The sequence below is a fragment of the Prauserella muralis genome, from assembly GCF_003202285.1.
Classification (GTDB): domain Bacteria; phylum Actinomycetota; class Actinomycetes; order Mycobacteriales; family Pseudonocardiaceae; genus Prauserella_B; species Prauserella_B muralis.
Genome location: NZ_MASW01000016.1, coordinates 18,725 through 42,151, shown reverse-complemented (window position 1 = coordinate 42,151; position 23,427 = coordinate 18,725). Strand labels below are relative to the sequence as shown.

The following is a 23,427-nucleotide window of genomic DNA, read 5'->3' as shown; positions in this document are numbered from 1 at the left end:
AAATAGTAGTTCGCTAGTAGCGTCGGCACGGTTCGCTAGTTGGCGCCTAGTAATGGCGTGGTATTTCCGTGGTATCGGTCGTGGCTTCCTGACGTCGTTGTTGTTCGCATCGACGCCGTGGGAGTCACGACATGGCAGCACAATCTGTTTTTCGTCGCGGTGGCGACGAGGCTGTTCCGAACTCGTTGGATATCGCGCGGGACACGTTTACCTGGCTGGTGACCGGGCCGCATCCGGTGTCGCTGAACGGCCGGCTCTTTTCGGGTTTGCCGGACCGGTACATCCCGCTGGACGAGGTCCGCGACCGGCTGCTGGCGCGCCGGTGCCCGCAGGCGACGCGGGACGCGGTGTGGGCGCATCTGGTGCTGCGCTCCCGTACTGAAGGAGCGACCTGGACGGTCGCCGCGGTCGGGGTCGCACTGCCCGCGCTGACCTCGGTCGCGGCCACCCTGTCCGATCGGTTCGCCGGCGATCCGGCCGATGTTCACGCCGAGGTGTTGCGCGGCTTCCTGACCGCGTTGTCGACCATCGATCTGCGTCCGCCGCGGATCATGCTGCGACTGCGGTGGGCCGCCTACCGGTCCGGCTACGACGCGCTCGCCGAGGCGCTGGCGGGTCCGACTCCGGTCGCGCCGGGCTTCCGATCCACCCCGCCACACACGCCGTGGGGACACCCGGATCTGGTCCTCGCTCGCGCGGTCGCGGACGGAGTCCTGACCCAGACCGAGGCCGCACTCATCGGGGCGACCCGGTTGGAAGAGGTGCCTGTCGCGGACTGGGCCGCGGCGCACCAGACCGGCGAGTGGGCGGTCTACAAGACGCGCAAACGCGCCGAGCTCCGGCTCGCCGCGTACCTGCGCGACGGTGCCGCCGAGACCGATCCGACGGACCCGCTGACGGACCAGGTCGCCACCGCGGTGGCCCTCGCGCGCCCGGCGTCACCGGTCCGTGACTTGCCGCGTTCGTCACTGTCCGTGTCTGTCGTTGGCGCGGAAGCGGGGCAGAAAGTTCAGGGTCGCGTGTCCAAAACGGACGCGAAATCCGGAGTTCAGGGCTGCGGGACACACCCGCGCTCAGCCCGACCTTCGGAGGTGCCCCAATGCGCCTGATCGATCGTTTCTTCCCCGCCGCGAGCGGACCGCGCAGCGCCCGCCTCGACGGCAATCCGCAGCCGCCGGCCGAGGTCCCAGCGTCGAGCACGCCGGACGAGGTCACCGGCAGCGAGCCGACCAATGCTCCGATCATTACGCCGGAGGACTGGACTCCGGTCCGTCCCCGCCGCTGGTCGCACGTGGTGCTGATCGTCGAGCTGGCGATCCTCGCGCTGTTGGCGTCGGCGTCGGCGGCGCACGCCGACACGATGGTCGTCGCCCTCGCGGACTCGGTGACCACGGTCCTGAACAACGTCCGCAACTGGATCATGGGCATCTTGGCCGGTCTGGCCACGGTGTTCCTGTCCATCGGCGGTGTCCGCTACGTGATGGGCGGCGGCGACCCCGGCGAGGTCGAGAAGGCCAAGACCGCGTTCAAGTCCGCCGGGTGGGGCTACGGCCTTGCGGCGCTCGCGCCGCTGGTCGTGGAGATCCTCAAAGGGATCGTGGGGGCCTGACCGATGGCCGGCACCCCGCCCACGGTTCGCCCGTACCGCCGGTCCGGCGGCCTGGTCGCGACCGCTGCCGCCGGACGAATCGACGGGGACCGAGCGATGCTCTCCCCGGTCTCCGACGCCAGCGCCGACCGGCCGCCGGCTGGTCGGTCGCGGCGTTGGCGCGCGGGCTGGATGCTGGCGCTGAGCATCGTCGTGCTCCTGGTCGGCGTCCTCGCGGTCAGCGCGTGGGCCTCGCCCACTGCGCCGCAGCAGCCCCCGCCGCAACCACCGCTGCCGATCCCGACGGTGGATCCGTGCACGCCGGGTTCGCCGCTGCCGGTCTGCCAACTGCCCGCGCCGACCACCACCAAGCCGCTGCCCACCGCGCCGCTGCCACTCCCGACCGGGGTGCCCGCGCCGACGACATGCAGCTTCCCCGGCCAGGTCGGCTGCACCTCGTCCACGCCGACCACGACGCCGAGCCAGCCGTGCACGGGTGAGGACTGCATCCCGCAGCCGACCACGCCACCACCGAGCACTGGCCCGCAGCAGCCGGGCACGGGCAGTGGCGAGGGCGACTCGGACTGTGGGATCACCGACATCGGCGCGTGCATCACCGAGGCCATCAACTCGGCGTTCCGCAGCATCGTCGACGCCGCGCTCTCGCCGATCCTGGAGCTGATCGGGCACACCGCTCTGTCCACGCCGACGATCAGCGACCTGCCCGGCATCGGCGAGTTGTGGAACAACTCGTGGGAGCTCGTGGTCGCCGCCTACGGCCTGCTCATCCTCCTCGGCGGCATCGTCGTGATGGGCCACGAGAGCGTCCAGGCGCGCTACTCGATCAAGGAGATCGGGCCCCGGATCCCGATCGCGTTCATGGCCTCGGCGCTGAGCTTGTTCTTCACCGACAAGCTCATCCGACTGGCCAACGGCCTGACCCTGGGCATCCTCGGCGACGGGGTCAACGCGCCCTCGCTGGGCAACACCCTCAAGGACGCCGTCGCCGGCATCCAGACCGGCGGACTGTTCATCATCCTGGTCGGCCTGGTGCTCGTCGTGGTCGGCCTGGGCCTGCTGGTCGTCTACGTGGTCCGGATCGTCATCACCCTCGTCTTGATCATCTCGGGCCCTTTGTTCCTGATGTTCCACGCGCTGCCGCACACCGACCCGCTGGCTCGCTGGTGGTGGAAGGCGCTCACCGCGACGTTGTCGATCCAGGTCGCTCAGGCGCTGGTGCTGATTACCGCGGTGCGCACGTTCTTGTCCGGTGGCGTGAATCTGTTCGGTTCGACGCTGTCCGCGCTCGGCACGCTGGTGGCCGCGATCGCCTTGTTCTTCATCCTGTTCAAGATCCCGTTCTGGCTGTTGAAGGCGGTCAAGGTCAGCTCGGGTCGCTCGTTCCTCGGTGGCTTGGCTCGCGCCTACATCGCGGCGAAGACCTTCGGCATGGTCGCCGGGAAGACCGGCGCGCTCGGCAAGGTCGGCGGCGCTGTCGGCGCGAAGAGCGGCGGCGGAGGTGGAGGCGGCGGAGGTGGCCGCGGTGGCGGCTCGGCTGATCCGCCGTGGCCCGCGCAGCCGCGCCTCGCGCCGACCCCGGAGATGGTCAACAAGCGGCTCAAGGCGGCTCATGACGCCGAGCGTGCTCGCGCGGCTCGTCGGTCGCGGCTGCCCTCGCAGGCGCCGCAGTTCTTGCAGCCCTCACCCCAAGACACCACCCACGACCCCGCCGTCACTCCGGCGAACCAGGGACCAGCCATGCCTCCTGAGTTCAGTTCCGCACCCACGCCCGCCACTCCGGTCTCCCCGCCTCGGCGGGGGCCGCGTCCGGGATCGGCACCCCAGTTCCAAGCCGCTGGAGGGCCGCGTCGACGCGGCGCCACCCCGCCGCCGGCCCGCCCGATCCGCACCGCGTCGGTGCCGCCGCAGTTGCAGTTCCGGCCCGCGACGCCGCCCGCGCCGCGGCCGTCGTCGCCACCCAGGTCGGCGTCCGCGCCTGCCGCGCCGGTGTTCCGGCAGGCGCAGCCCGAGCCGCGCATCGGCGACGCCTACCGGCGCACCCAGTCGGTTCCGCCGCCGGTGTTCCGCGCGCCGAAACCCGCTCCAGGAGGTGAAGGGAAATGAGTCAGCCGGTAAGGATTCCCGCTGACGTCGATCGCGAGGACCGGGTGATCGGGCCGCTGACCGCGCGGCAGCTGCTCATCCTCGCCGTCACCGGGATCGTGCTGTACGGGACGTACACGATCACCCGCGAGTTCGTGCCGTTGGTGGCGTTCCTGATCGTCGCCATCCCGATCGGGGTGACTGCCGCGTTCCTCGCGCTGGGTCAGCGCGACGGCATCACCCTTGACCGGTTGGTGCTGGCGGCGTTGCGGCAGCGGATGAGTCCGCAGCACCGAGTGGCCGCGCCGGAAGGCATCCGCCCGGCGCCCGAGTGGCTGGGCAGCCAGGTCGCGAACTCCAGCAGCAAAGGCCGCGCCAAGGGGAAGGACGGCGGGGACGCCGCCGCATCGGCGGTCTCGGCGGCCGCGCTGCGGCTGCCCGCTGAAGCGGTCACCGACACCGGTGTCATCGACCTCGGTAAGGACGGCGTCGCCGTTGTCGCGGTGTGCAGCACGATCAACTTCGGGTTGCGTACCCCGGCCGAGCAGGAGTCCCTCGTCGCCTCCTTCGGTCGGTATCTGCACTCGCTGACCGCGCCGGTGCAGGTGCTGGTGCGCGCGGAACGACTGGACCTGTCCGGGCAGATCGCCGAGCTTCGCGAACAGGCTGGCGGGCTGCCGCACCCGGCGCTGGAACGGGCGGCGCGCGAGCACGCCGAGTACCTCGACCAGCTCGGCCGCGCCACCGACCTTCTGCGCCGCCAGGTCCTGCTGATCCTGCGCGAACCGCTGCTCACCACGGGCCCGACCGACGGGCTCGGCGGCGTCTCGCCGCTGGCAGCGTTGACCGCGAAACGCAAGGCCGCCAAGCAAGCCGCCCTGGTCGACGACGCCACCCGGCGGGCCGCCGAAGCCCGGCTCGTCCGCCGGCTCGGCGAGGCGGTCGAGCTGCTGTCCCCCTCGGGGATCGTGGTCACCCCGCTGGACGCCGGCCAGGCCACCGCGGTGCTCGCCGCGGCCTGCAACCCCGACAGCTTGATCCCGCCGAACTCCGGTCTCGCCGCCTCGGACGAGGTCATCACCACCGCCCCGGACGAGGGCTGGGACACAGGCGCGTTCGGCCGCGCCGCGTTCCCCACCGACGACGAGTTCGGCGACGCCGAGGACGCCTGGGACGACGACGCCGAGGACCCCGACGACTACGCCAACTCCGCGGGGAGGTACCGCTGATGAAGACCAAGGACAAGCGCCGCGGCCGGAAGCCCCAGAGCGTGCAGCCGCCGCTCGGGCGTGCCAGCGCGTTCACCCCGGACGCCATCTCCGTCCGTCCTCGTGCGCTGGAAGTCGGTGGCGAATGGGTCGCGAGTTTTGCCGTCGTCGGCTACCCGCGCGAAGTGCACAACGGGTGGCTTCAGCCTCTGCTGACCTACCCCGGACGCGTCGACGTCTCCCTGCACATCGAGCCGATCGATCGCGTTACCGCCGCGAACCGACTCAAGAAGCAGCTGTCGAAACTGGAGTCCGGCAGGCGACACACGAGCGAGAAGGGCCGGCTGGTCGACCCGCACGTCGAAGCCGCCACCGAGGACGCCTACGACTTGTCCGCACGGGTCGCCCGTGGCGAGGGCAAGCTTTACCGGCTCGGGCTGTACCTGACCGTGCACGCCCCGACCGAAGAGGCCCTCAGCGACGAGGTCGCGGCCATCCGGTCGCTGGCGGCGTCGCTGCTGCTGGACTGCAAACCAACCACCTACAGGAGCCTGCAGGGCTGGATCACCAGCCTGCCCATGGGCCTCGACCTCGTGGGCATGAGGAGGACGTTCGACACCTCGGCGCTGTCCGCGGCGTTTCCGTTCACGTCGCCGGACCTGCCGCCGCCAGACCCGACGTCGGTCGGCGCACCGAGCGGCGTGCTCTACGGCTTCAACGTCGGCAGCCAGGGACTCGTCCACCACGACCGGTTCGCCCTGGACAACCACAACAGCGTGATCCTCGGCCGCTCCGGCGCGGGCAAGAGCTACTTGGTGAAGCTGGAGTTGTTGCGGTCGCTGTACCGCGGGATCGAGATCCACGTCATCGACCCCGAGGACGAGTACGCCCGGCTGGCCGCCGCGGTCGGCGGGACCTATGTGCACCTCGGCGCCGAGCAGGTCCGCCTCAACCCGATGGACCTGCCGATCCACACCCGCCCGGACGGGCGTCGCACCGCGCCCCGCGACGCGCTGATCCGCCGTTCGCTGTTCCTGCACACCGTGATCTCGGTGCTGCTGGGCAGCGAGCTCGAAGCGACCGAACGGGCGGCACTGGACCGCGCCATCACCGCGACCTACCAACGCGTCGGCATCACCTCGGACCCGCGAACCTGGACCCGCCCGGCGCCACTGCTGGCCGACCTCGCCGAGGTCCTCGCCGACGCCGGTGACCCCGCCGGGGTCGAGCTCGCGGCGCGGCTGCACCCGTATGTCACCGGCGCGTTCTCCGGGTTGTTCTCCGGTCCGACCTCGACCCGCCCGGAGGGGCACCTGGTGGTGTTCTCGCTGCGGGATCTCGCCGACGAGCTCAAGCCGATCGGCACGTTGCTGACGCTCGACGCGGTCTGGCGGCAGGTCTCCAACCCGGCTATCCGCAAGCCCAGGCTGGTCGTGGTCGACGAGGCGTGGCTGTTGATGAAGGAGCCCGCGGGCGCGGAGTTCTTGTTCCGGATGGCCAAGGCGTCCCGGAAACAGTGGGCCGGTCTCACGGTGGCCACCCAGGACACCGCGGACGTCCTGGGCTCGGATCTCGGTAAGGCCGTGGTAGCCAACGCCGCGACGCAGATCCTGCTGCGGCAAGCCTCCCAGGCGATCGACGAGATCACCCGCACCTTCGACCTGTCCATGGGTGAGCGCCAGTTCCTGCTCTCCGCGGACCGTGGCCAGGGCCTCCTGTCGACCGGGACGCAGCGAGTGGCATTCCAGTCCATCGCCTCACCGGTCGAGCATCAATTGGTCACGTCCAACCCCGCCGAAATCGCCGGGTATTCCGACACGTCGTCGGGAATCGAGAACTCCTTCGTCGAACTCGGCGCGGACGACCCCGCGGGAATCGCGGACTCGTTCGACGACGGCAACGCATCGCAGATCGAACTCGACGCCGCCTAATCGCAGGCACCAATCCGTTCACACCGAATCGCATCCAGGGGATAGCCATGTCTACGTCATTGTCCATTTCCGTCACCGTTAACCGGCCCGCGCGGCTGCTCACGCAAAACAGCGAAATGCGCCAGATCGGCGTGTGGAACTGGTCGCTGCCGGCCTGGGCCGGCCGCTTGGCCGACGGCCGTACCTACAACACCTGTCCGTCGGCCGGAATCTGCGCACAGGCGTGCTACGCCCGACACGGCACCTACACCTGGCCGGTCGTCCGCGCCAAGCACCAGGCCAACCTGATGTACGTCCTCGACAATCTGGCCGGCTGGCAGGCCGCCATGGTCGCAGAACTCGGCGCGGCCAAGTTCTGCGGCGCCTGGATCAGAATTCACGACAGTGGTGATTTCTTCTCCGACGCCTACCTTCAGGCATGGCTGGATATTTGCCGGGCTCGGCCCGACACGAATTTCTACGCCTACACCAAGAGGTGTCCCGATTCCGGACGCTTGTCGAACCTGATCCGCCGCCGAATTTTCTGTGGGTCTATTCGTATGGCGGGACACAGGATGCCGCGCTGAATCCCGCCGTCGACCGGGTCGCGGATGTGTTTCCCGACGAGTCCGCGATCGCCGAGGCGGGCTGGGCCTCGCAGGAAGCCAGCGACCTGCTCGCGGTCCTGGGCCCGCGGCTGGTCGGTGTGCCGGCCAACCGCATTCCCGCCTACCTCAAGCGGCTAGCCGGCCGTCGGTTCTCCGAGTGGCAAGCCGAGGTCGACGCCGACCGCGCCGCCCGCCGAGGCCGCCGGCACCTGCGGCTCGTCGTCGACAACACCCGCCCCGACCACAGCCAGCAGCCCACGGCCGAGCCCAGCCCGGTGCGGGGCGACCAGCCACGGGCTGCGTGACCGCAGCTCGCGCCCGTCTCGCCGACCGCTTTGCGTGGGGAGGTTCCCGATGTCCTGGCCAATCACTGCCACACCCCTGTCCGCCCTCGTTCCTCCGCGGGTCGAGCAGACCGCCGTCGTGCTTGCCTCACCGGTCGGCGACTACCTGCGTGACCCGCTCGGCGCGTTCCAGAACGTGCTGGCTCACCTGCGCGACCTCGCCCTCACGTGGGGCCCGATCGTCGGGCCGGTGCTCGTTGTCGCTGTCACCGCCGCGGTCGTCGCGCGCCGTCGGTGGCGCCGCCGCTACCACCAGCGCCTGATGACCGATGCCCGAGTGGTCACGGTGCTCGCGCCACCGACGGTCGACCCGTCCGGAGCGATCACCGTGTGGTCCAACCTCGTTGGATTGCTGCGGCCAGGCTGGCTGCGCCGGTTCGGCGGGCAGCCGCACCTGAGCTTCGAGCTGACGTTCACCGACGACGGCGTGCAGATCCGGCTGTGGGTGCCGGGCCTGGCGCCGCCCGGCATGGTCGAGCGCGCGATCGAGGCCGCGTGGCCCGGCGCGCACACCCGCACCACACCCGCCAAGCCCCCGATCCCGACCACGGCGGCAGCAGGCCGACGAGTCGAAGCGGTCGGCGGCGAGCTGCGGCTGGCGCGCTCGGAGGCACTGCCGATCCGCACCGAGCACCCGGCCGACCCGATCCGGGCCATGCTCGGCGCACCGGTCGGGCTCGGCCCGCACGAGCGCGCCTGCGTGCAGATCCTCGCCCGCCCCGTCGCCGGCCACCGCGTGACCAAAGCCCGCCGCGCCGCCCGGCGGGTGCACGCGGGCGGCTCGGTCCACCTGGTCGGCCGGCTGCTCGACGCCATCACGCCCGGCAAGACCCCGAAGCCGTCGACCAGCACACGGACACCGCAGCTGGATCGCCAGACCAGCCTGGAGTACGCCGCCCAAGACCGCGCCGTGGTCGAGAAGCTGCGGGCGAACCAGTTCGAGACCCGCATCCGCTACGCCGTGGCCACCACCGTCCCCGAGGACGCCACCTCGGGCGAGGTCCAGGCGGTGCGGGAGGTGCTGCGGGGCCGCGGGCACGCGATCGCCTCGGCGTTCGCCGCCTACTCCGAGCACAACTACTACCGCCGAGTTCGGATCCGCCGCGACCCGGTCGCCGTGTTGGCCGAACGCCGCCTGGGCAAGGGTGACCTGCTCTCGATCCCGGAGCTGGCCGCGATCGCGCACCTGCCGATCGACGAGTCCACCCCCGGCCTGCAGCGGGCCGGCGCGAAGGCCGTGCCGCCACCGCCGGGCATCGCCACGACCGGCGAGCAGATCAAGCCGCTCGGGCTGTCGGACTCCGGGCACTCCCGCCCGGTCGGCCTGCACGTCGCCGACGCCCGCCACCACCTGCACATCCTCGGAGCCACCGGCTCCGGCAAGTCCGAGCTGATGGCCCGGATGATCCTGGCCGACGCCGAGGCCGGCCGCGGCGTGGTCGTGGTCGACCCGAAGGGCGACCTCGTGTCGGACATCCTGATGCGGCTGCCCGAGGAGCTCGGCGAGAAGGTCGTGCTGTTCGACGCCGACTCCCGCGCCCGCCCGCCGGTGCTCAACCCCCTGGAGGGCGCGGACAAGGCCCGCGCCGTCGACAACCTGGTATCGATCTTCTCCCGGATCTACGCCTCCTCGTGGGGACCGCGCACCGACGACATCCTGCGCGCCGGGCTGCTCACCCTGACCGCGATGCCCGGCACCCCGACCCTGGTCGACCTGCCCAAGCTGTTGACCGTGCCGGCGTTCCGGCAACGGGCCTGCGACCAGATCGACGACGAGGTCCTCAAGGGCTTCTGGTCCTGGTACGACGATCTGTCCGAAGCCAGCCGCGCACAAGTGATCGCGCCGCTGATGAACAAAATCCGCGGCTTCCTGCTGCGCCCGTTCGTCCGCGCCGCCATCGCCGGTGGCACGTCCACAGTGGACATGGACGAGGTGCTCAACACCGGCGGCATCTGCCTGGTGCGCATCGCTCGCGACGCCCTGGGGATGGAAACCGCCCGGCTGGTCGGCTCCATCGTCGTGGCACGCACCTGGCAGGCCGCCACCCGCCGCGCCCGCGTCCCGCAGCGCCAACGTCGCGACTGCGGGCTGTACGTGGACGAGTGCCACAACTTCTTGAACTTGGCCTACCCGTTGGAGGACATGCTCGCCGAGGCCCGCGGATACCGGCTCTCCATGGCGTTGGCGCACCAGTACCTCGGACAGCTACCGAAGGAGCTCGAAGAGGGCATCAGCACCAACGCCCGCAGCAAGATCTTCTTCAACGCCTCACCCGAGGACGCGAAGCGACTGGCCCGGCACACCATGCCGCGGCTTTCTGATCACGACCTGTCCAACCTCGGCGTGTACCACGTCGCCGCCCGCCTCGTCCTGGGCGGCGAGGAAGCACCGCCGTTCACCGCGGTCACCGAGAAGCTCCCGCCCGCGATTCCCGGACGCGCCAAGGCAATCCGCAAAGCAGCCAGGATCAACACCCGCCCGCCCGTCACCGACGCCGACACCGTCGCGGGCGGATCCGGTCAGCCCACTGTGGACCCACGCCGCGCGGCCTGACCCGACGGATCTCGTTCTCCCGCAACGCATGCGGGCTCACCTATCGCGCCCGTTCCGCTCCGGTGATCCCGCATGCGTTGCCTTCGCCTTCCCCCATTCCGGCCAACGCCTGGGAGGTGCCGACCCATGATTTCGAATCCCACGCCACAGAGGGCATTGCGCGGGCACATGCCCCAGCGCCCCACGCCGCGGGCGGCCACCACCGGGGAGCACCACGCCCAGCTCGCCGGGCGGCTGACCCTCCGGGACCGGTGGCTGGCCCGGATGCTGCACGAGCACAAGGTCTTCACCACCCAGCAGATCGTCGAGCTCTGCTACCCGACCATGCGCGCGGCCAACCACCGCCTGCTCGACCTGTTCAAGTGGCGCGTCGTCGACCGCTTCCAGCCGTTCGTCAGCACCGGCACCGCGCCGATGCACTACGTGCTCGACATCGCCGGAGCAGTCGCCCTGGCCTACGAGGACGGCCTCGACCCCAAGCAACTCGGCTACCGCCACGAAGACGCCATCGGCATCGCCCACTCCCTGCGCCTCGCACACACCGTGGGCGTCAACGGCTTCTTCACCGACCTCGTCGCACTCAGCCGACAGTCCGGTGCCCGCGGACGCCTGACCGCGTGGTGGTCCGAGCTGCGCTGCGGCCGGCTCTTCGGCGACATGGTCCGCCCCGACGCCTACGGCCGCTGGCGCGAAGACGGCCACCAGATCGAGTTCTTCCTCGAATTCGACTTCGGCACCGAGGACCTCGGCAAACTCGGCCGCAAGCTGCACGGCTACGAAAAGCTCGCCACCGCAACAGGAATCACCACACCAGTCCTGGTGTGGCTGCCCACCAACCGCCGCGAAACCACCGCGCGCAGGGCACTCGCCGACGCCCTGTCTCAGTTGGACCGCCCCGCGCTCGTGCCCGTAGCCACCAGCGCCGCAGATGTCGCGGGCGTAGCCGGCGAGGACAACCCCGCCGCCGCGCGCTGGTTGCCGATCTCCGGGCCGGCATCGCGACGGCCGGGCCGGCTGCGCCTTGTCGAGCTCGCGCGGCTCTGGCCCCACGTCGAGCCGCCCTCCGCGGTGCCGTCGTCGACCGCGGCCCAGGCGCAGCAGGCGCCCGCGGAACTGGCCGCGCCGGACCCGCTCCCGCCACCCCTCCCCACCAGCCGCTTCCGGAGGTGACTCCATGAAGATCGCCGTTGCCGCTGTCGCGGCCATCATCGCCGTCCCCATCCTCATCGGGGGTGTCGGCAAAGCCATCGTCAGTGCGCTGTTCGGCACCGGTGGCACCGAGCCGAGCCAGGCCGCGATCGCCGAGATCCCCAACGACTACCTGTCGCTCTACCGAGCCGCAGCCTCCGTGTGCCCAGGGCTGGACTGGACAATCCTCGCCGCCATCGGCGACGCCGAATCCAAGCACGGCCGCGGCTCCGGCGAGGGCATCAAGGAAGGCGAGAACTACATGGGGGCCGGCGGTCCCATGCAGTTCCTCAAGCCCACCTTCGATGGCGTGATCGCGCGGCACACGATCCCGCCCGGCGGCTCGAACCCACCGTCACGCTACAACCCGCACGACGCCATCTACGCCGCCGCGTTCTACCTGTGCGATTCCGGGGCACAGAAAGACATCCGCAAGGCCCTGTTCGCCTACAACCATGACGAGGAGTACGTCAACGGCGTTCTGGCACAAGCAAAACGGTACGGCACCGCCACCGTCGGAACCGGCGACTGCAACAAGATCCAGGCACCCAACCCGGCCGCGATCATGGCGATCAACTTCGCCTGCGGTCAGCTCGGCCTGCCCTACGTCTGGGGTGGCAACGGACCAGCCGGTGGACACGCCGGCTTCGACTGCTCCGGCCTCACCAAAGCGGCCTACAACGCCGCCGGCATCGCCCTACCGCGCACGGCGCAAACCCAGTACAACGCGGGCCCGCTAGTGCCCGCCGGCCAACCGCTGCTCCCAGGTGACCTGGTCTTCTACGGCACACCCGGCAACGTCCACCACGTCGGCCTGTACATCGGCGCCGGCAAGATGGTGCACGCCCCGACATTCGGCGAGCCGGTCCAGGTCAGCAACTACCGCTGGAACGGGGACGACTACCTCGCGGCCAGCCGCCCCACCGGCGATGCTCGCGTCTAAAGTGGACATAGCTAGGCTGGCCTCCTTCCGTCGGACGTTCAGGGTGACAGCCCAGCGGTTTCCCCTGTCGGGCTCCGCTTCAACTCGGGCGATCATGCAGTTTCAGTGGCGCGCTCGCGTAGCACGCTCAGAATGTCGGGCCGGTAGCGCGCCTTGATGCGGTGCTGGGTGCCCCCCTGCATCTCCTTGATGAGCTTCGCGACCTTTGTGGCTTCGTCGAACTCACCGCCTGCTGCGAAGAAGGCACGCAGCCAGGTGTCAGCGTCAAGCGGATAGCCGGCTGCGGTAAACACGCGCAGTAGCTGCACGACGGCATCCTTGCCGTTGCCACCCGACAGCCCGTTGTACTGCTCACCTACCCAGCACTTCGCGGCCTCAAGTTGCACGGCGTCTGGTGCTTCGAGTGCGGACCCGGTGTGCAGGTTCGTGGCGCCGACCCCGTCGAGCCAGGTGCGGACCATATCGTGCGGCGACCAAACGATGACGAACAGTCTCGCGACGGACTCCGTCGTGACGATCTCGCGCAGCAAGTCGCAATCCCGTTCCTTGTAGGGATGCAGGACGATGAGCGGACGGCTGATCGTCTTGTCGGTGCGTCGGAGCTCATTGAGGTCTGACAGGTCGATGACGTGCCGTTCGTCGGCGTCGTGGGCGACGAAGGTCATGAACTCACGGTCAGCGCTGTGGTCCGACTCGTACGTCTTCCGATCGGCCGTAGCGAAAACGTATGGCGGACTTCCGAGCCAGTCTTGGATCACGGCACTCTGCTGCCGCATCGCAGTGCCGTGCTGTCCCCAATCTTCTCGGACCATGTACGCGAGTTCGGTCATGGGGCCAGTCTGCCGCAAACCTCGGACTTAGCGTCCACGGCTGGCCGTGGCGTCCTCATCAACCCACCGGCACTCTTGGCCCGATCGCCGGCCTCCGGGTCGACCTGATCGGCACCTTCGGCCCAGGCGCACTTTCAGCTATCAGAAGCTATGTCTCAATTTGATCCCGCCGGGCGTCCCATTGATCGGCCGCGATCGCTACACATGCCGCGACAAGGGAGTCTAGGACGACCTCAATCTTGCGAACGTCATACATCCCTTCAGTCAAAGTCTCGGCCGTCTGCTTAAGAAATTCTTTGCTGTAGACCTCTTTAAATTCCAGCGCCCCATGATAGGTATCTAGGCTCTCCTTGTGATTGGTCCAGCGCACTTTCGCCGGCAGATAACCGCCGACGTCAAGATCGAGATAACACTCGATTGCCGCGGCGCGCCGATTGATGTCCGAGTGGTGGAGCCCCTCGGGACCTTGAGCCGGAAACGAGCGGAACACCTCAAGCTCAGGCAACATGATTCCGCGCATGTTCACGGGAAGGGTGAGATTCGACAGACGCTGATGCGCATCGAGACCCTCCGCGTCATTGTCGAACACGAAAAGAACCTGGTTGTGAACGTCTATTTTTGCGAGTCCTTCTGCGAATTTCACGAGGCTTCCCGTACCGGAGAAGGGGTGACGCTTGCTCACGTCGATGAAGCGGAAGAAATCCGCTATCCCTGGCCGCAGCAGCGCGAGCGCATGCGTCAAAATATGGACGTCCGAACTGCCTTCAGTCGCAATCAGGAACGTCTCGGTTCGCCGGGCATCGGGCATAAATTCCCGCTCTGTGGCCCACCCGGCTTGCACCAACGGTCCATATTGCCAGACGACAGGCGCATCCTTGTTCGCTTCGATCTCCGCCAAGAGTCGCAACACGGAATACGGGTGAAGGATATTCACCAAAGAGCCGAAGAAATTTTGCTCCGAGTGGACTTGAATGCCAGAGGGTCGATCTGCAGGGATCCGCTCGACCTGTACCTCTTTGAAGCGAGCTTGTATCCTCGCTTTGCCTGCATCGTCCGCATACGGAACAAAGGTGTCGTCGAGACTGTCGAGCGGGTACGCGGCGGCAAATGCGACGAATTCCACAAAGTTCATCAGGTCAGGAACGAGCTCTTCGTCGCCGATCTGAAGATACTTCCTCTCCTCCAGCCAGTTTTGCGCGACGGCGTCGTACTCACGCCGGACGTGTTCTAGATTGAAGCCGAGGAGTTCGAGGCGTGGAACGACGTATTTGAGCGGTCGCGTGAACGCCGCCTCGGAGGGCGTGGGGTCCTCGTCGTTCTCCTCGTACCAATCGTAGTTGATCTGATCGCTCTTGATCGCCTTTCGATCTTGTTCCTGAAAAATCGATCCGTGATCAGTTCCGCGGTGGTTCTTGCTGTACGTGACCGACACGCCAGCCACATCGAGTGTGATTTCCGTACCCAAGCTCCGCCCCCAACTGGGTAACTATGACGCCTGTCGACGTGTCAATGAAGAGACTAAGCATATTCAATCTCGCCCGTCAGGCTGCTGAAGGTTGTTACGATTCGTCGGCGGTGTCGCCTTCGAGGAGCTTGTACACGTTGCTGCGCTGCATCCCGACTTCCTTGGAGATCCTCAACCGGGGCACTCCTGCGGCGTCCGCGGCCAGCACGGCTTCACGCCGTTTCTTCCGCGCTTCTCGTTGCTTGGCGAGGAGGCTGTTGATCTTCGCTTCGAGTTCGGCCTGTTGGGTGCGGGCGTCGTCCAGTTCCTTCTTGATCCCCTCGACCTCGGCTCGGCAGGCGCGAAGCTGAAGGACTTCCTCGGGATCGCTCATCAGGAGCCCTCTCTCGCAGGGGGTCACCGTCTTGCTTTCGGTGAGCCTTCGTCGTCTCGTTGTGTCTATCACACATGTCTATCATTCCTGTGTCTAGGACATCTGGGGCTGGCGGGCGACCTCCGGTCCCACCCGGAGTCGCCCGCCGGTTGCCTGCTCGGGGCTAGGTTGACGGCACGCCTGACTTGGGGTCTCCGAGCCAGGCGTGCCGGCCGACCTCCGCGAGTTCGGCCTTGCGGTGCTGCCAGTCGGGCATCCACAGGTACATCCGCCGCTTCCAGGCGTGGCCATGTGCTGCCCTGCTGGGCTGGGTGGCATGGGCCTGTTCGTGGACGAGCACATACTCGATCAACCGGAGCGGTAGGCCGAACACGGCCCAGTGCAGCGTCGTCGTGTGCTTCGGCGGTCCCTCGTAGATGCCCCAGCGGCGCCGTCCGAGATCGCGAACTGCGTAGTTCAGGCCGGTGATGTGGCCATCCAGTTCGTACTGGCGTCCCTCGCGACGCAACCAGGCGAGCCCGACTTGCCGGTACAGCCCGATCACCGCTCGGCGGACCAGTTCTGGCCGCTGTGTCCGCGCGGACAGGACGCCGTCGGACGTGATCAGAGGCAGCTGTGCGGCTCCCGCGGGCGAGGCGTCGACGAGCTGGAGCCGGTAGCGCTGGCCGAGCAGGTCGAACTCTTCGCCGTCGACGAATTCCTTGACCGCGTGATCCGGGGCCAACCGCGTGGCGGTGTCCACCTTCTCGGTGATCCATCGACGATGGCTGCCGACAAACCGCGCAACCTGTTCCGGGGCGGCCGTCGGCGGGATCAGCACGGCGACACCGCCTCCCGGATTGACCTGGATGCCGGTCTTGCGCCGTCGTGGACGGATGGCCACCTCGACCTGCCACTCGGGCGGCAGGTCGAGGGCGGCCAGAGCGGCCCGGAAGGCGTCAGGGCCGCTCATCGCACTCCCTCCTGGTAGTTGATGTGCTCGACTGAGCTGGCCACGGTGGCGGCGCCGGTGCGCAGCAGTTCGTTGACGCCCTTCGACGTGACGGAATGGATCGGTCCCGGTACGCCGTAGACCCGGCGGCCGAGTTCTCCAGCGGCTCGGGCGACGGCGAGGGAGCTGCTGCGCTGTCCTGCCTCGACGATCAGGGTCGCCGCGGCGAGTGCAGCCAACAGTCGGCACCGCGCGTGGAACCGGATGCGGGTCGGTCGTGTGCCGATCGGGTACTCGCTGACCAGCAACCCACCCTGCTCGATCACCGCCTGGTAGAGCCGGGCGTGCTGGTGCGGATGGGTCCGGTCGACCCCGTTGGCGAGCACGACGATCGTCCTGCCGTCTGCGGCCAGTGCGCCGCGGTGCGCCGCTTCGTCAACGCCGAGGCTGCCGCCGCTGAGGACGGTCACCCCGGCACGGGCGAGTTCGTAACTGACGTCCCCCGCGACTGTGTTTCCGTACTCCGTCGACGCGCGGGCGCCCGTGACGGTGACGGCGAGGCTGGCGAGCTCGGCCAACGAGCCGCTGCCGCGCACCCAAAGCGCGAGCGGAACGCCGAGACCGGCCAGGCCGGTCAGCCGTCCGAGCGGCCAGTCGCCGTCTTCGGGCGCGAGCAGGCGCGCCGTGCGCCTGTCGAGCGCCCGCAGGTCGTCATCGATCCGGGCATCGGGCCGGGTGACCTCGCTGAGCACGGCGGCAGGGGCGGTGCCGTGCCGGATCTGCGCGACGGCGTCGACCGGCCCGTGGACGGCGACGTAGTGGTGAAGGGCGGGTGCGGGCGGTTCGGCCGCGCGCAGGAGAAACAGCCGGGCGTGCAGTTTGTCGTGTGAAGGCATGGTTCAACTCCTCGATGGGTAGGGCGTGCTCGGGGTCCGTGGGCTTCGCAGGTGCGGTTGGCGGGGGTACGCCTAGGGCTCGGTGCGGTCGTGCAGCGGGATGGGCAGGCTGTGTCCGATCAGCTCGCGCCAGCGCCCGTCACCGGTGTGGAGGTGAGCGCCGGAAGCCATGAACCACTTGCCGGGCGGAGCGTCGGCCGGGCGGGCGACGTAGCGGCCGTACTGGAACAGCAGGTAGACACCGGGCGCGTCGTCGGAGGGTTCGGAGATCCGGGCGAAGGCGGGCAGCGTCCGGTCTTCGCCGACCCCGAGGATCGTCACGTAGCGGACGCGGGAGGACAGGCCCTTGTTGGGGCAGTGGATCGGGCCGGTCAGGATCTCCGCGCGCAGTCCTTTCCGGACGACCGGGACCTCGATGACGCCGTCCCCGAGTTCGGGGATCTGGTCGAGTTCCGTGATGCCCCACGGTGTTTCGGCGTAGGCAGCCAGAAGCCGGTAGGCCGGGACGTAGTCGGCACCATGGCGCACAGTGGCTTTGGCATCGGCGGGCAGCCGGGTCAGCACCGTCTCACGCAGGCGGCCTGTCCAATCGTGCGCTTCGCTGGTATGCCAGCCGATCGTGCCGCTGGTCTGGTACTCGTAGCAGTCCAACAGGCACAGCACGGCGATCGGATGCAGCGCGCGATCGGTCACCGTCGCGACGTAGTCCCACGGCTCGCCGTCGCGGTGAGGCCGGTGCTGCTGAAGCAGCATCTGGCCGACCGGGGTGAGATCGTCGAAGACACCGATCAGGCCAAATTGCAGTCCGGCGTTGACGAGTCCGTCGATGTGCGCAGGGTTCAGGTCGAACCGAGACATGGCGGTATCCTTTCAAGAAACGGAAATTCGATGAGTGGTTCAGGCCGCGTTGCTACGGCCCCGGCCGTCGATGAGGGCTCGCTGCACGACGGTGATGGCCGTGTCGACGCGGCGTTCCAGCCGGAGCAGCGCCTCGTCGGTGTGGTCGGCCCAGGCGTCGGCGAAGCTGTCGAGCTCCTTGTCCTGTGCCTGGGCGGGCGCGACCGTGTAGAACTCCTCCTGGGTCGGATAGATCCCGTCGCCGCGCCTGCGCAGCCACAACCGGCGGTGGGTATCTCGATCACCATCGCGGGCCGGTGCTCCGGCGATCTCCTCGTTCTTCGTCACCGCGATGTCGACGAGCCGGCTGACTTCGGTCAGCGCGGTGTGGACGGTGCGGTGTCCACCGAGCAGGACGCTGTCCACGGACCGGGCCGCGTTGGCCGGCGCGTAGTAGAGCCGGCGAACGCGGTAGATCGCCCACGGCATCGTCTTCATACGTGCGACGGCGAGGATGATGGGCTCGGTCACCTGGTCACGGTGAAGTCGCGTGATCAGTGACTTGCCGGGCCCGAACAAGCCCGATCGAGGGTTGAGCGCCAGATTATGTGGCGTGTTTAGAAGTGTTCGGCGTTCGCCGCAGGGAACTCTACTTCAATGCTCTTGGATTAGTTGTCATCTGCCCTGGCGACGAGATCCCGCGTATTCACCCAGGTTGTATGACTGGAACACCGCATCGCACGTGGCTGGCGACGAGGGCGAGCCGGACCTGCGGGTGTTGCCGTCCGCTATGTGGCATTGGCAGGGTGGGCTGTTCTCAACCTCTCAGTGAGGCTGCTACAGCCCGGTGATCATGAGGTCGTCGAGGTCGTAGCGGAGGTTGTTGTGCACGGCGATGACGCCGGGCACGCGGCTGGTGATGATTTTGGCGCGCTCGACGGCGCTGTGGAGGGCGAGCGTGCCGTCGAGCGTCACGATGCCGTCGGTGACGCGCACGGTGAGTCGGCGTGTGCGGGTGGCCTTGCCGAGGATCGCACGTTCGATGTCAGCCAGGATGGCGCTGTCACTGCGGAGGAACAGTCTCAGTGCGTCGTGGCGGGTAAGGACGCCGACGAGGTGGCCGGTGTGCTCGACGACATACAGGCGGCGCACGCCGTGGTCGGCCATCGCGTGCACGGCCCGATCGAGCGTGCTGTCGTCGATGACGGTGAGAGCGGGCCGGGTCATCAGATCGGCGGCGGTCAGCCCGTGAGCCTTGTACCACCGGTTGCGGCGGCGAGTGCCGGCGAAGAGGGGTGCCTGGTCGGCGCCGCCGTGGAACTCCAGTTTGGTCAGGGTGTCGGCTTCGGCGACGACGCCGATCGGCCGGCCGGAGTGGTCGATGACCGGAAGAGCGTCGAGGCCGTGCACGATCATCGTGCCGACGAGTTCCCTGAACGTGGTGTCAGGAACGGCGGTGATGACCTGCCGGGTCATCACGTCGGCGACGGTCAGCTCACGCATCTTTCGCCTCCCACCTGGCGCGTGGGTGGCCGTGGCGCAGGCGTCGCGGCACGCCCTTTCGGACTTGCTAAGGTTAGCAACTGTTGAACCGTGCGACCAGGTGTCCTGTCCTCGCTGTGGGGCGCGGACCAGGAAGGATCGGCGGTATGACGACGACCGATGGTCAGGGCGCGGGTGGCGTGTCGCGAGCAGGTAGGGAGGGGTGCTGGTGAGCAGGCCCCTGTATCAGCTCAAGGCGGAGTTCTTCAAGACGTTGGGACATCCGGCGCGGATCCGGGTGCTGGAGTTGCTCAGTCAGCGGGAGCACGCGGTCGCGGAGATGCTGCCGGAGGTCGGGATCGAGCCGGCGAACCTGTCGCAGCAGTTGGCGGTGCTGCGCCGCGCGGGGCTGGTGACCACGCGCAAGGAAGGCTCGAACGTTTATTACTCGCTGACCAGCCCGCATGTGGCCGAGTTGCTGGCGGTTGCGCGATTGATCTTGACGGGGGTGCTGTCCGGGCAGGTGGAACTGCTGGAGGACCTCCGCACTCCGGCCTCCTCGGCGGCGAACCTGGGCGGTGGCCCGCCCGGTTCCGCGTCGCCGAGCGGCTAGAGCAGCGCCTCACCCCGTCGATCCCTGGCTCGTTGCCCGGCGGGGTGAGGCGCGCCTCGTCCTCTTTTCGGAACCGACGTGGGAGCAGATTGTGCTGGGCTTGTTGCGCAAGATCCGCAGGACTGGGCGGGTGGCCGAACCGGCGCCGCCCTCGCCGGTCGTCGACCGGTCGGCGGTCGCGGCCGAGTTGGGCGGTTCGGTGCAGATCCGGCATGTGGACGCGGGCTCGTGCAACGGCTGCGAGGTGGAGATCGGCTCGGCGTTCGGGCCGGTGTACGACGCCGAGCGGTACGGTGCCCGGCTGGTGGCCTCGCCTCGGCACGCGGATGCGCTGGTGGTGACCGGGCCGGTGACGCGCAATATGGCCGAGCCGTTACGGCGGACTTACGAGGCGGTGCCGGGGCCGAAGCTGGTGGTCGCGGTCGGGGACTGTGCGCGGAACTGCGGTGTGTTCGCCGGGGCGTACGGGGTGGCCGGGGCGGTGCGGGACGTCGTGCCGGTGGATGTGGAGATCGCCGGGTGCCCGCCGCGGCCGGAGGCGATCGTCGAGGGGCTGCGGAAGCTGACCGGTCGATGAGTCTCGTAGCAGTGGGCCTCGGCGGTGCGCTCGCCGCAGGGGTGTTGACCGCCCTGGCGGCCGTGGTGGTGCCGCGCCGGGTGCGATCGGCGGTGGCGGGCACGGGCACCGTGGTCACCGGCGGGGCTGGCGTGATGGCCGGTGTCGGGGCGATGACCGGCTCGTCGTTGTCGGTGGCGCTGCCTGGGCTGTTGCCGCTGTCCGGGGTGTCGCTCACGCTGGACGCGCTGGGCGGGTTGTTCGTCGCGGTGACCGGCGGCGTCGCGGTGGCGGCCGGCGTGTACGGCATCTCCTACACCCGCTCGCACGGCTTGGACGCTCGCGGTGTGCAGGTGGTGTTCCCGCTGTTCGTGGTGGCGATGCTGCTGGTGCCCGCGGCGGCGAGCGTGGGCACGTTCCTGGTGTGCTGGGAGCTGATGGCCCTGTTCTCGCTGCTGCTGGTGGTGGCCGAGCACCGGCACCGCCCCGAGGTGGCGCAGGCGGGACGCTGGTACGCGGTGATGACCCACCTCGGGTTCGTGGCTGTGCTGATCGGACTGTTGGTGTTCGTGGCGCACGCGGCCGATGACTCGTTCCCGGCGTTGCGGGAGGCCGGTCGGCACCTGTCGCCGGGGGCGGCCGGCCTGGTGTTCGTGGTGACGTTGGCGGGTTTCGCGTCGAAGGCGGGGATTCTGCCGCTGCACGCGTGGCTGCCGCGGGCGCATCCGGAGGCGCCGAGTCACGTGTCGGCGTTGATGTCGGCGGCCATGGTGAACCCGGGCGTGTATGGGCTGGTGCGGGTCGGGTTCGACCTGCTCGGCGGCGGCACGCTGTGGTGGTGGCTGCTGGTTCTCGCGCTGGGTGCGGTCTCGGCGGTGTACGGGATCCTGCAGGCGGCGATGAGCACCGACCTCAAGCGGCTGCTGGGCCAGTCGACGACGGAGAACATGGGTTTGGTGCTGGTCGGGGTCGGCGCGGCCGGGGTGTTCGCGACGTCCGGTAACCGGGTGCTGGCTGGTGTGGCGCTGGCGGCGGCGCTGCTGCATGTGATCAATCACGCGGCGTTCAAGACGTTGTTGTTCCTGGCGGCCGGGTCGGTGCTGCACGGCACCGGTGCACGGGACCTGGACGCGCTCGGTGGTCTGCGGGCGGGGATGCCGCAGACCACCGCAGCGTTCGGGCTGGGCGCGTTGGCCGCGTCGGCGTTGCCGCCGGGGACGGCGTTCGTGTCCGAGTGGCTGCTGTTGCAGGCGTTGATTCATGGCCTGCCCGCTCCCGGAGCCACGGGCGGGACAGCCGCGGCGATCGCGATGCCGTTGGCCGTCGCGGCGGTGGCGTTGACCGCTGGGTTGGCGGTGGCCACGTTCGTCAAGGCGTTCGGGGTCGGGTTCCTGGCCAAACCTCGCAGCGCCGCCGCCGGGAACGCCCATGAGAGTCCGCCGGCCATGCTCGTCGGCATGGGCCTGGCGGGCGTGGCCTGCGTGGTGCTGGCGTTGCTGCCGACTCTGGTCCTGCCGGCCGTGGGGACCGTCTCCGGCGTCGCGTTGGGAGTTGGGGATCCGGCGGTGTCCGGGGCGGTGACCGTGCGGCTGGCCGGGGTCGCTGGGGCGTTGTCGCCGCTGATGCTCACTCTCGCGTTGCTGGCTGCGGTCGTCCTGGTCGTGGGTGCGGTGCGGGTCGTGGCCGCGCGGCGGGCGCGGCGCGCAGCGCGGTTGTGGGATTGCGGTGGTGGTCCGATGTCCGCGCGGATGGAGTACACCGCGACCTCGTTCGCCGAGCCGCTGCAGCGGGTGTTCGACGATGTCGTGCGACCGGAGCAGGACGTGGACGTAACCCACCACGAGGAGTCGCGCTACCTGGTGCAGGCCGTGGAGTACCGGCGGAAGGTGCCCGATCGGGTCGAACGCCGACTCTACGAGCCGGTCCTGGCGGCTGTGGCGGCGTGGGGCCGGGCTGGGCGGCGGCTGGCCACCGGGAGCGTGCACCGCTACCTCGGTTACGGCTTTTACACCCTGTGCGCGGTGTTGATCCTGGTGGCGGTGACCCGGTGAGCGCGCTCGGGATCGTGGGCGGCGTGGTGCAGCCGGTGCTGATCGTGGCCGGGTCACCGTTGCTGGTGGGGGTGATGCGGCAGGTCCGCGCGAGGCTGGAAGGGCGCGCCGGGCCGGGCGTCGGGCAGCCGTGGCGAGACCTGCGCAAGTTGTTCGGCAAGGAACGCATCAGCCCGCGGGGCACCAGCGAGGTGTTCCGAGTCGCGCCGCTGGTGTTGGTCGCCACCACCCTGGTGGTCGCGGTAGTGACGCCGTTCGTGACCACCGATTCGGCGGTCGATCCGGTCGCGGACCTGTTCGCGGTGGTGGCGCTGCTGGCGTTAGGTGCGGTCACGCTCGCGCTGGCCGGGCTGGACACCGGGACCGCGTTCGGGGGCATGGGCTCCAGCCGGGAGATGACCATCCTCGCGCTGGTGGAGCCGACGCTGCTGGTGTCGATCTTCGCGTTGTCGGTGCGGGTCGGGTCGACCAACCTCGGCGCGATCGTGTCCGCGACCCTGCACGACCCGGTGCGGGTGATCTCCCCAGTCAGCCTGCTGGCCGCGGTCGCGCTCATCATCGTGATCGTCGCCGAGACCGGCAGGCTGCCGGTGGACAACCCGTCGACGCACCTGGAGCTGACCATGGTGCACGAGGCGATGGTGCTGGAGTACGCCGGCCCGGACCTCGCGCTGGTCGAGCTGGCCTCTGCGATGCGGATGTCGGTGTTCCTCGGACTGCTGGCCAACCTGTTCCTGCCCTGGGGCATCGCCAGCACCGCCACCCCCATTGCCCTACTGGTCGGCGTGCTGGCGTTGATCATCAAGGTTGGCCTGCTGGGTGTGCTGTTGGCGGCGGGTGAGGTGTTCCTGGCCAAGCTGCGCCTGTTCCGGGTTCCCGAACTGCTGGCCGGGTCGTTCCTGCTGTCCCTGCTCGCCGTCGCGGCCTCGTTCTTCCTGGCCTGAAAG

The 23,427-nt window shown here is 68.9% G+C and carries 20 protein-coding genes and 1 pseudogene; 13 read left to right on the top strand and 8 right to left on the bottom strand.

Going from position 1 to position 23,427, the window contains the following annotated elements:
- Positions 1–218: 218 nt before the first annotated feature.
- From BAY60_RS36240 to BAY60_RS36200, 9 genes and pseudogenes are all read left to right on the top strand, one after another.
- Complete coding sequence (locus tag BAY60_RS36240; RefSeq protein ID WP_245992981.1) at positions 219–1,109, top strand: serine/threonine-protein kinase; 891 nt, start codon at positions 219–221, stop codon at positions 1,107–1,109.
- Positions 1,110–1,291: 182 nt separating this feature from the next.
- Entirely contained in the window at positions 1,292–1,609 is a 318-nt protein-coding gene (locus BAY60_RS36235) for a pilin (protein ID WP_110341604.1), read from the top strand.
- A 96-nt stretch (positions 1,610–1,705) separates the two neighbouring features.
- Positions 1,706–3,712: a TrbL/VirB6 family protein gene (locus BAY60_RS36230; protein ID WP_245992980.1), complete on the top strand. Its 2,007-nt coding sequence runs from the start codon at positions 1,706–1,708 to the stop codon at positions 3,710–3,712.
- The gene (locus tag BAY60_RS36225) at positions 3,709–4,920 is read left to right on the top strand and encodes a PrgI family protein (protein WP_112285776.1); all 1,212 of its coding nucleotides are present in this window, start codon (positions 3,709–3,711) and stop codon (positions 4,918–4,920) included. Before BAY60_RS36230 ends, BAY60_RS36225 begins: the two co-directional genes overlap by 4 nt.
- The gene (locus BAY60_RS36220) at positions 4,920–6,830 is read left to right on the top strand and encodes a VirB4 family type IV secretion system protein (protein WP_112285775.1); all 1,911 of its coding nucleotides are present in this window, start codon (positions 4,920–4,922) and stop codon (positions 6,828–6,830) included. Before BAY60_RS36225 ends, BAY60_RS36220 begins: the two co-directional genes overlap by 1 nt.
- A 47-nt stretch (positions 6,831–6,877) precedes the next feature.
- Positions 6,878–7,722, top strand: a pseudogene (locus tag BAY60_RS38710) (GP88 family protein).
- Between the two features lie 49 nt (positions 7,723–7,771).
- The gene (locus BAY60_RS36210; protein ID WP_112285774.1) at positions 7,772–10,315 is read left to right on the top strand and encodes a helicase HerA domain-containing protein; all 2,544 of its coding nucleotides are present in this window, start codon (positions 7,772–7,774) and stop codon (positions 10,313–10,315) included.
- 126 nt (positions 10,316–10,441) lie between these two features.
- A complete protein-coding gene (locus BAY60_RS36205; RefSeq protein WP_112285773.1) occupies positions 10,442–11,485 on the top strand; it encodes a replication-relaxation family protein in 1,044 nt (347 codons plus the stop codon).
- Positions 11,486–11,489: 4 nt separating this feature from the next.
- Entirely contained in the window at positions 11,490–12,446 is a 957-nt protein-coding gene (locus tag BAY60_RS36200; protein ID WP_112285772.1) for a C40 family peptidase, read from the top strand.
- 92 nt (positions 12,447–12,538) lie between these two features.
- On the opposite strand, the gene BAY60_RS36195 is transcribed toward BAY60_RS36200, so the two are convergent.
- The 8 genes from BAY60_RS36195 to BAY60_RS36160 all read right to left on the bottom strand — a co-directional run bounded on the left by BAY60_RS36195 (position 12,539) and on the right by BAY60_RS36160 (position 19,281).
- Positions 12,539–13,276: a hypothetical protein gene (locus BAY60_RS36195; RefSeq protein ID WP_112285771.1), complete on the bottom strand. Its 738-nt coding sequence runs from the start codon at positions 13,274–13,276 to the stop codon at positions 12,539–12,541.
- A gap of 148 nt (positions 13,277–13,424) precedes the next feature.
- Positions 13,425–14,741: a HEPN/Toprim-associated domain-containing protein gene (locus BAY60_RS36190; RefSeq protein ID WP_112285770.1), complete on the bottom strand. Its 1,317-nt coding sequence runs from the start codon at positions 14,739–14,741 to the stop codon at positions 13,425–13,427.
- 94 nt (positions 14,742–14,835) lie between these two features.
- Positions 14,836–15,114 (bottom strand): hypothetical protein, encoded by a 279-nt coding sequence (locus BAY60_RS36185; protein ID WP_112285769.1) that lies wholly within the window; start codon positions 15,112–15,114, stop codon positions 14,836–14,838.
- 163 nt (positions 15,115–15,277) lie between these two features.
- Positions 15,278–16,066 carry a M48 family metallopeptidase gene (locus BAY60_RS36180; protein WP_112285768.1) on the bottom strand — a complete coding sequence of 263 codons (789 nt, stop codon included), beginning with the start codon at positions 16,064–16,066 and terminating at the stop codon, positions 15,278–15,280.
- The gene (locus BAY60_RS36175) at positions 16,063–16,941 is read right to left on the bottom strand and encodes a DNA-processing protein DprA (RefSeq protein ID WP_112285767.1); all 879 of its coding nucleotides are present in this window, start codon (positions 16,939–16,941) and stop codon (positions 16,063–16,065) included. Before BAY60_RS36175 ends, BAY60_RS36180 begins: the two co-directional genes overlap by 4 nt.
- 72 nt (positions 16,942–17,013) lie before the next feature.
- The gene (locus tag BAY60_RS36170) at positions 17,014–17,799 is read right to left on the bottom strand and encodes a hypothetical protein (RefSeq protein ID WP_112285766.1); all 786 of its coding nucleotides are present in this window, start codon (positions 17,797–17,799) and stop codon (positions 17,014–17,016) included.
- A gap of 39 nt (positions 17,800–17,838) precedes the next feature.
- Positions 17,839–18,309: a hypothetical protein gene (locus tag BAY60_RS36165; protein ID WP_146771143.1), complete on the bottom strand. Its 471-nt coding sequence runs from the start codon at positions 18,307–18,309 to the stop codon at positions 17,839–17,841.
- Between the two features lie 306 nt (positions 18,310–18,615).
- Positions 18,616–19,281, bottom strand: coding sequence for a CBS domain-containing protein (locus BAY60_RS36160; protein WP_112285764.1), 666 nt, complete (start codon positions 19,279–19,281; stop codon positions 18,616–18,618).
- Positions 19,282–19,489: 208 nt separating this feature from the next.
- On the opposite strand from BAY60_RS36160, the gene BAY60_RS36155 reads away from it, so the two are divergent.
- The 4 genes from BAY60_RS36155 (at position 19,490) to BAY60_RS36140 (ending at position 23,424) form a co-directional block, all read left to right on the top strand.
- On the top strand, positions 19,490–19,873 hold the full coding sequence (locus tag BAY60_RS36155) for an ArsR/SmtB family transcription factor (RefSeq protein ID WP_112285786.1): 384 nt from the start codon (positions 19,490–19,492) through the stop codon (positions 19,871–19,873).
- 91 nt (positions 19,874–19,964) lie between these two features.
- The gene (locus BAY60_RS36150) at positions 19,965–20,450 is read left to right on the top strand and encodes an NADH-quinone oxidoreductase subunit B family protein (RefSeq protein ID WP_211330586.1); all 486 of its coding nucleotides are present in this window, start codon (positions 19,965–19,967) and stop codon (positions 20,448–20,450) included.
- Complete coding sequence (locus BAY60_RS36145; protein WP_112285763.1) at positions 20,447–22,480, top strand: proton-conducting transporter transmembrane domain-containing protein; 2,034 nt, start codon at positions 20,447–20,449, stop codon at positions 22,478–22,480. The genes BAY60_RS36150 and BAY60_RS36145 overlap by 4 nt, the downstream gene beginning before the upstream one ends.
- Positions 22,477–23,424 carry a respiratory chain complex I subunit 1 family protein gene (locus BAY60_RS36140; RefSeq protein ID WP_112285762.1) on the top strand — a complete coding sequence of 316 codons (948 nt, stop codon included), beginning with the start codon at positions 22,477–22,479 and terminating at the stop codon, positions 23,422–23,424. The genes BAY60_RS36145 and BAY60_RS36140 overlap by 4 nt, the downstream gene beginning before the upstream one ends.
- The last annotated feature ends 3 nt before the right edge of the window (positions 23,425–23,427 follow it).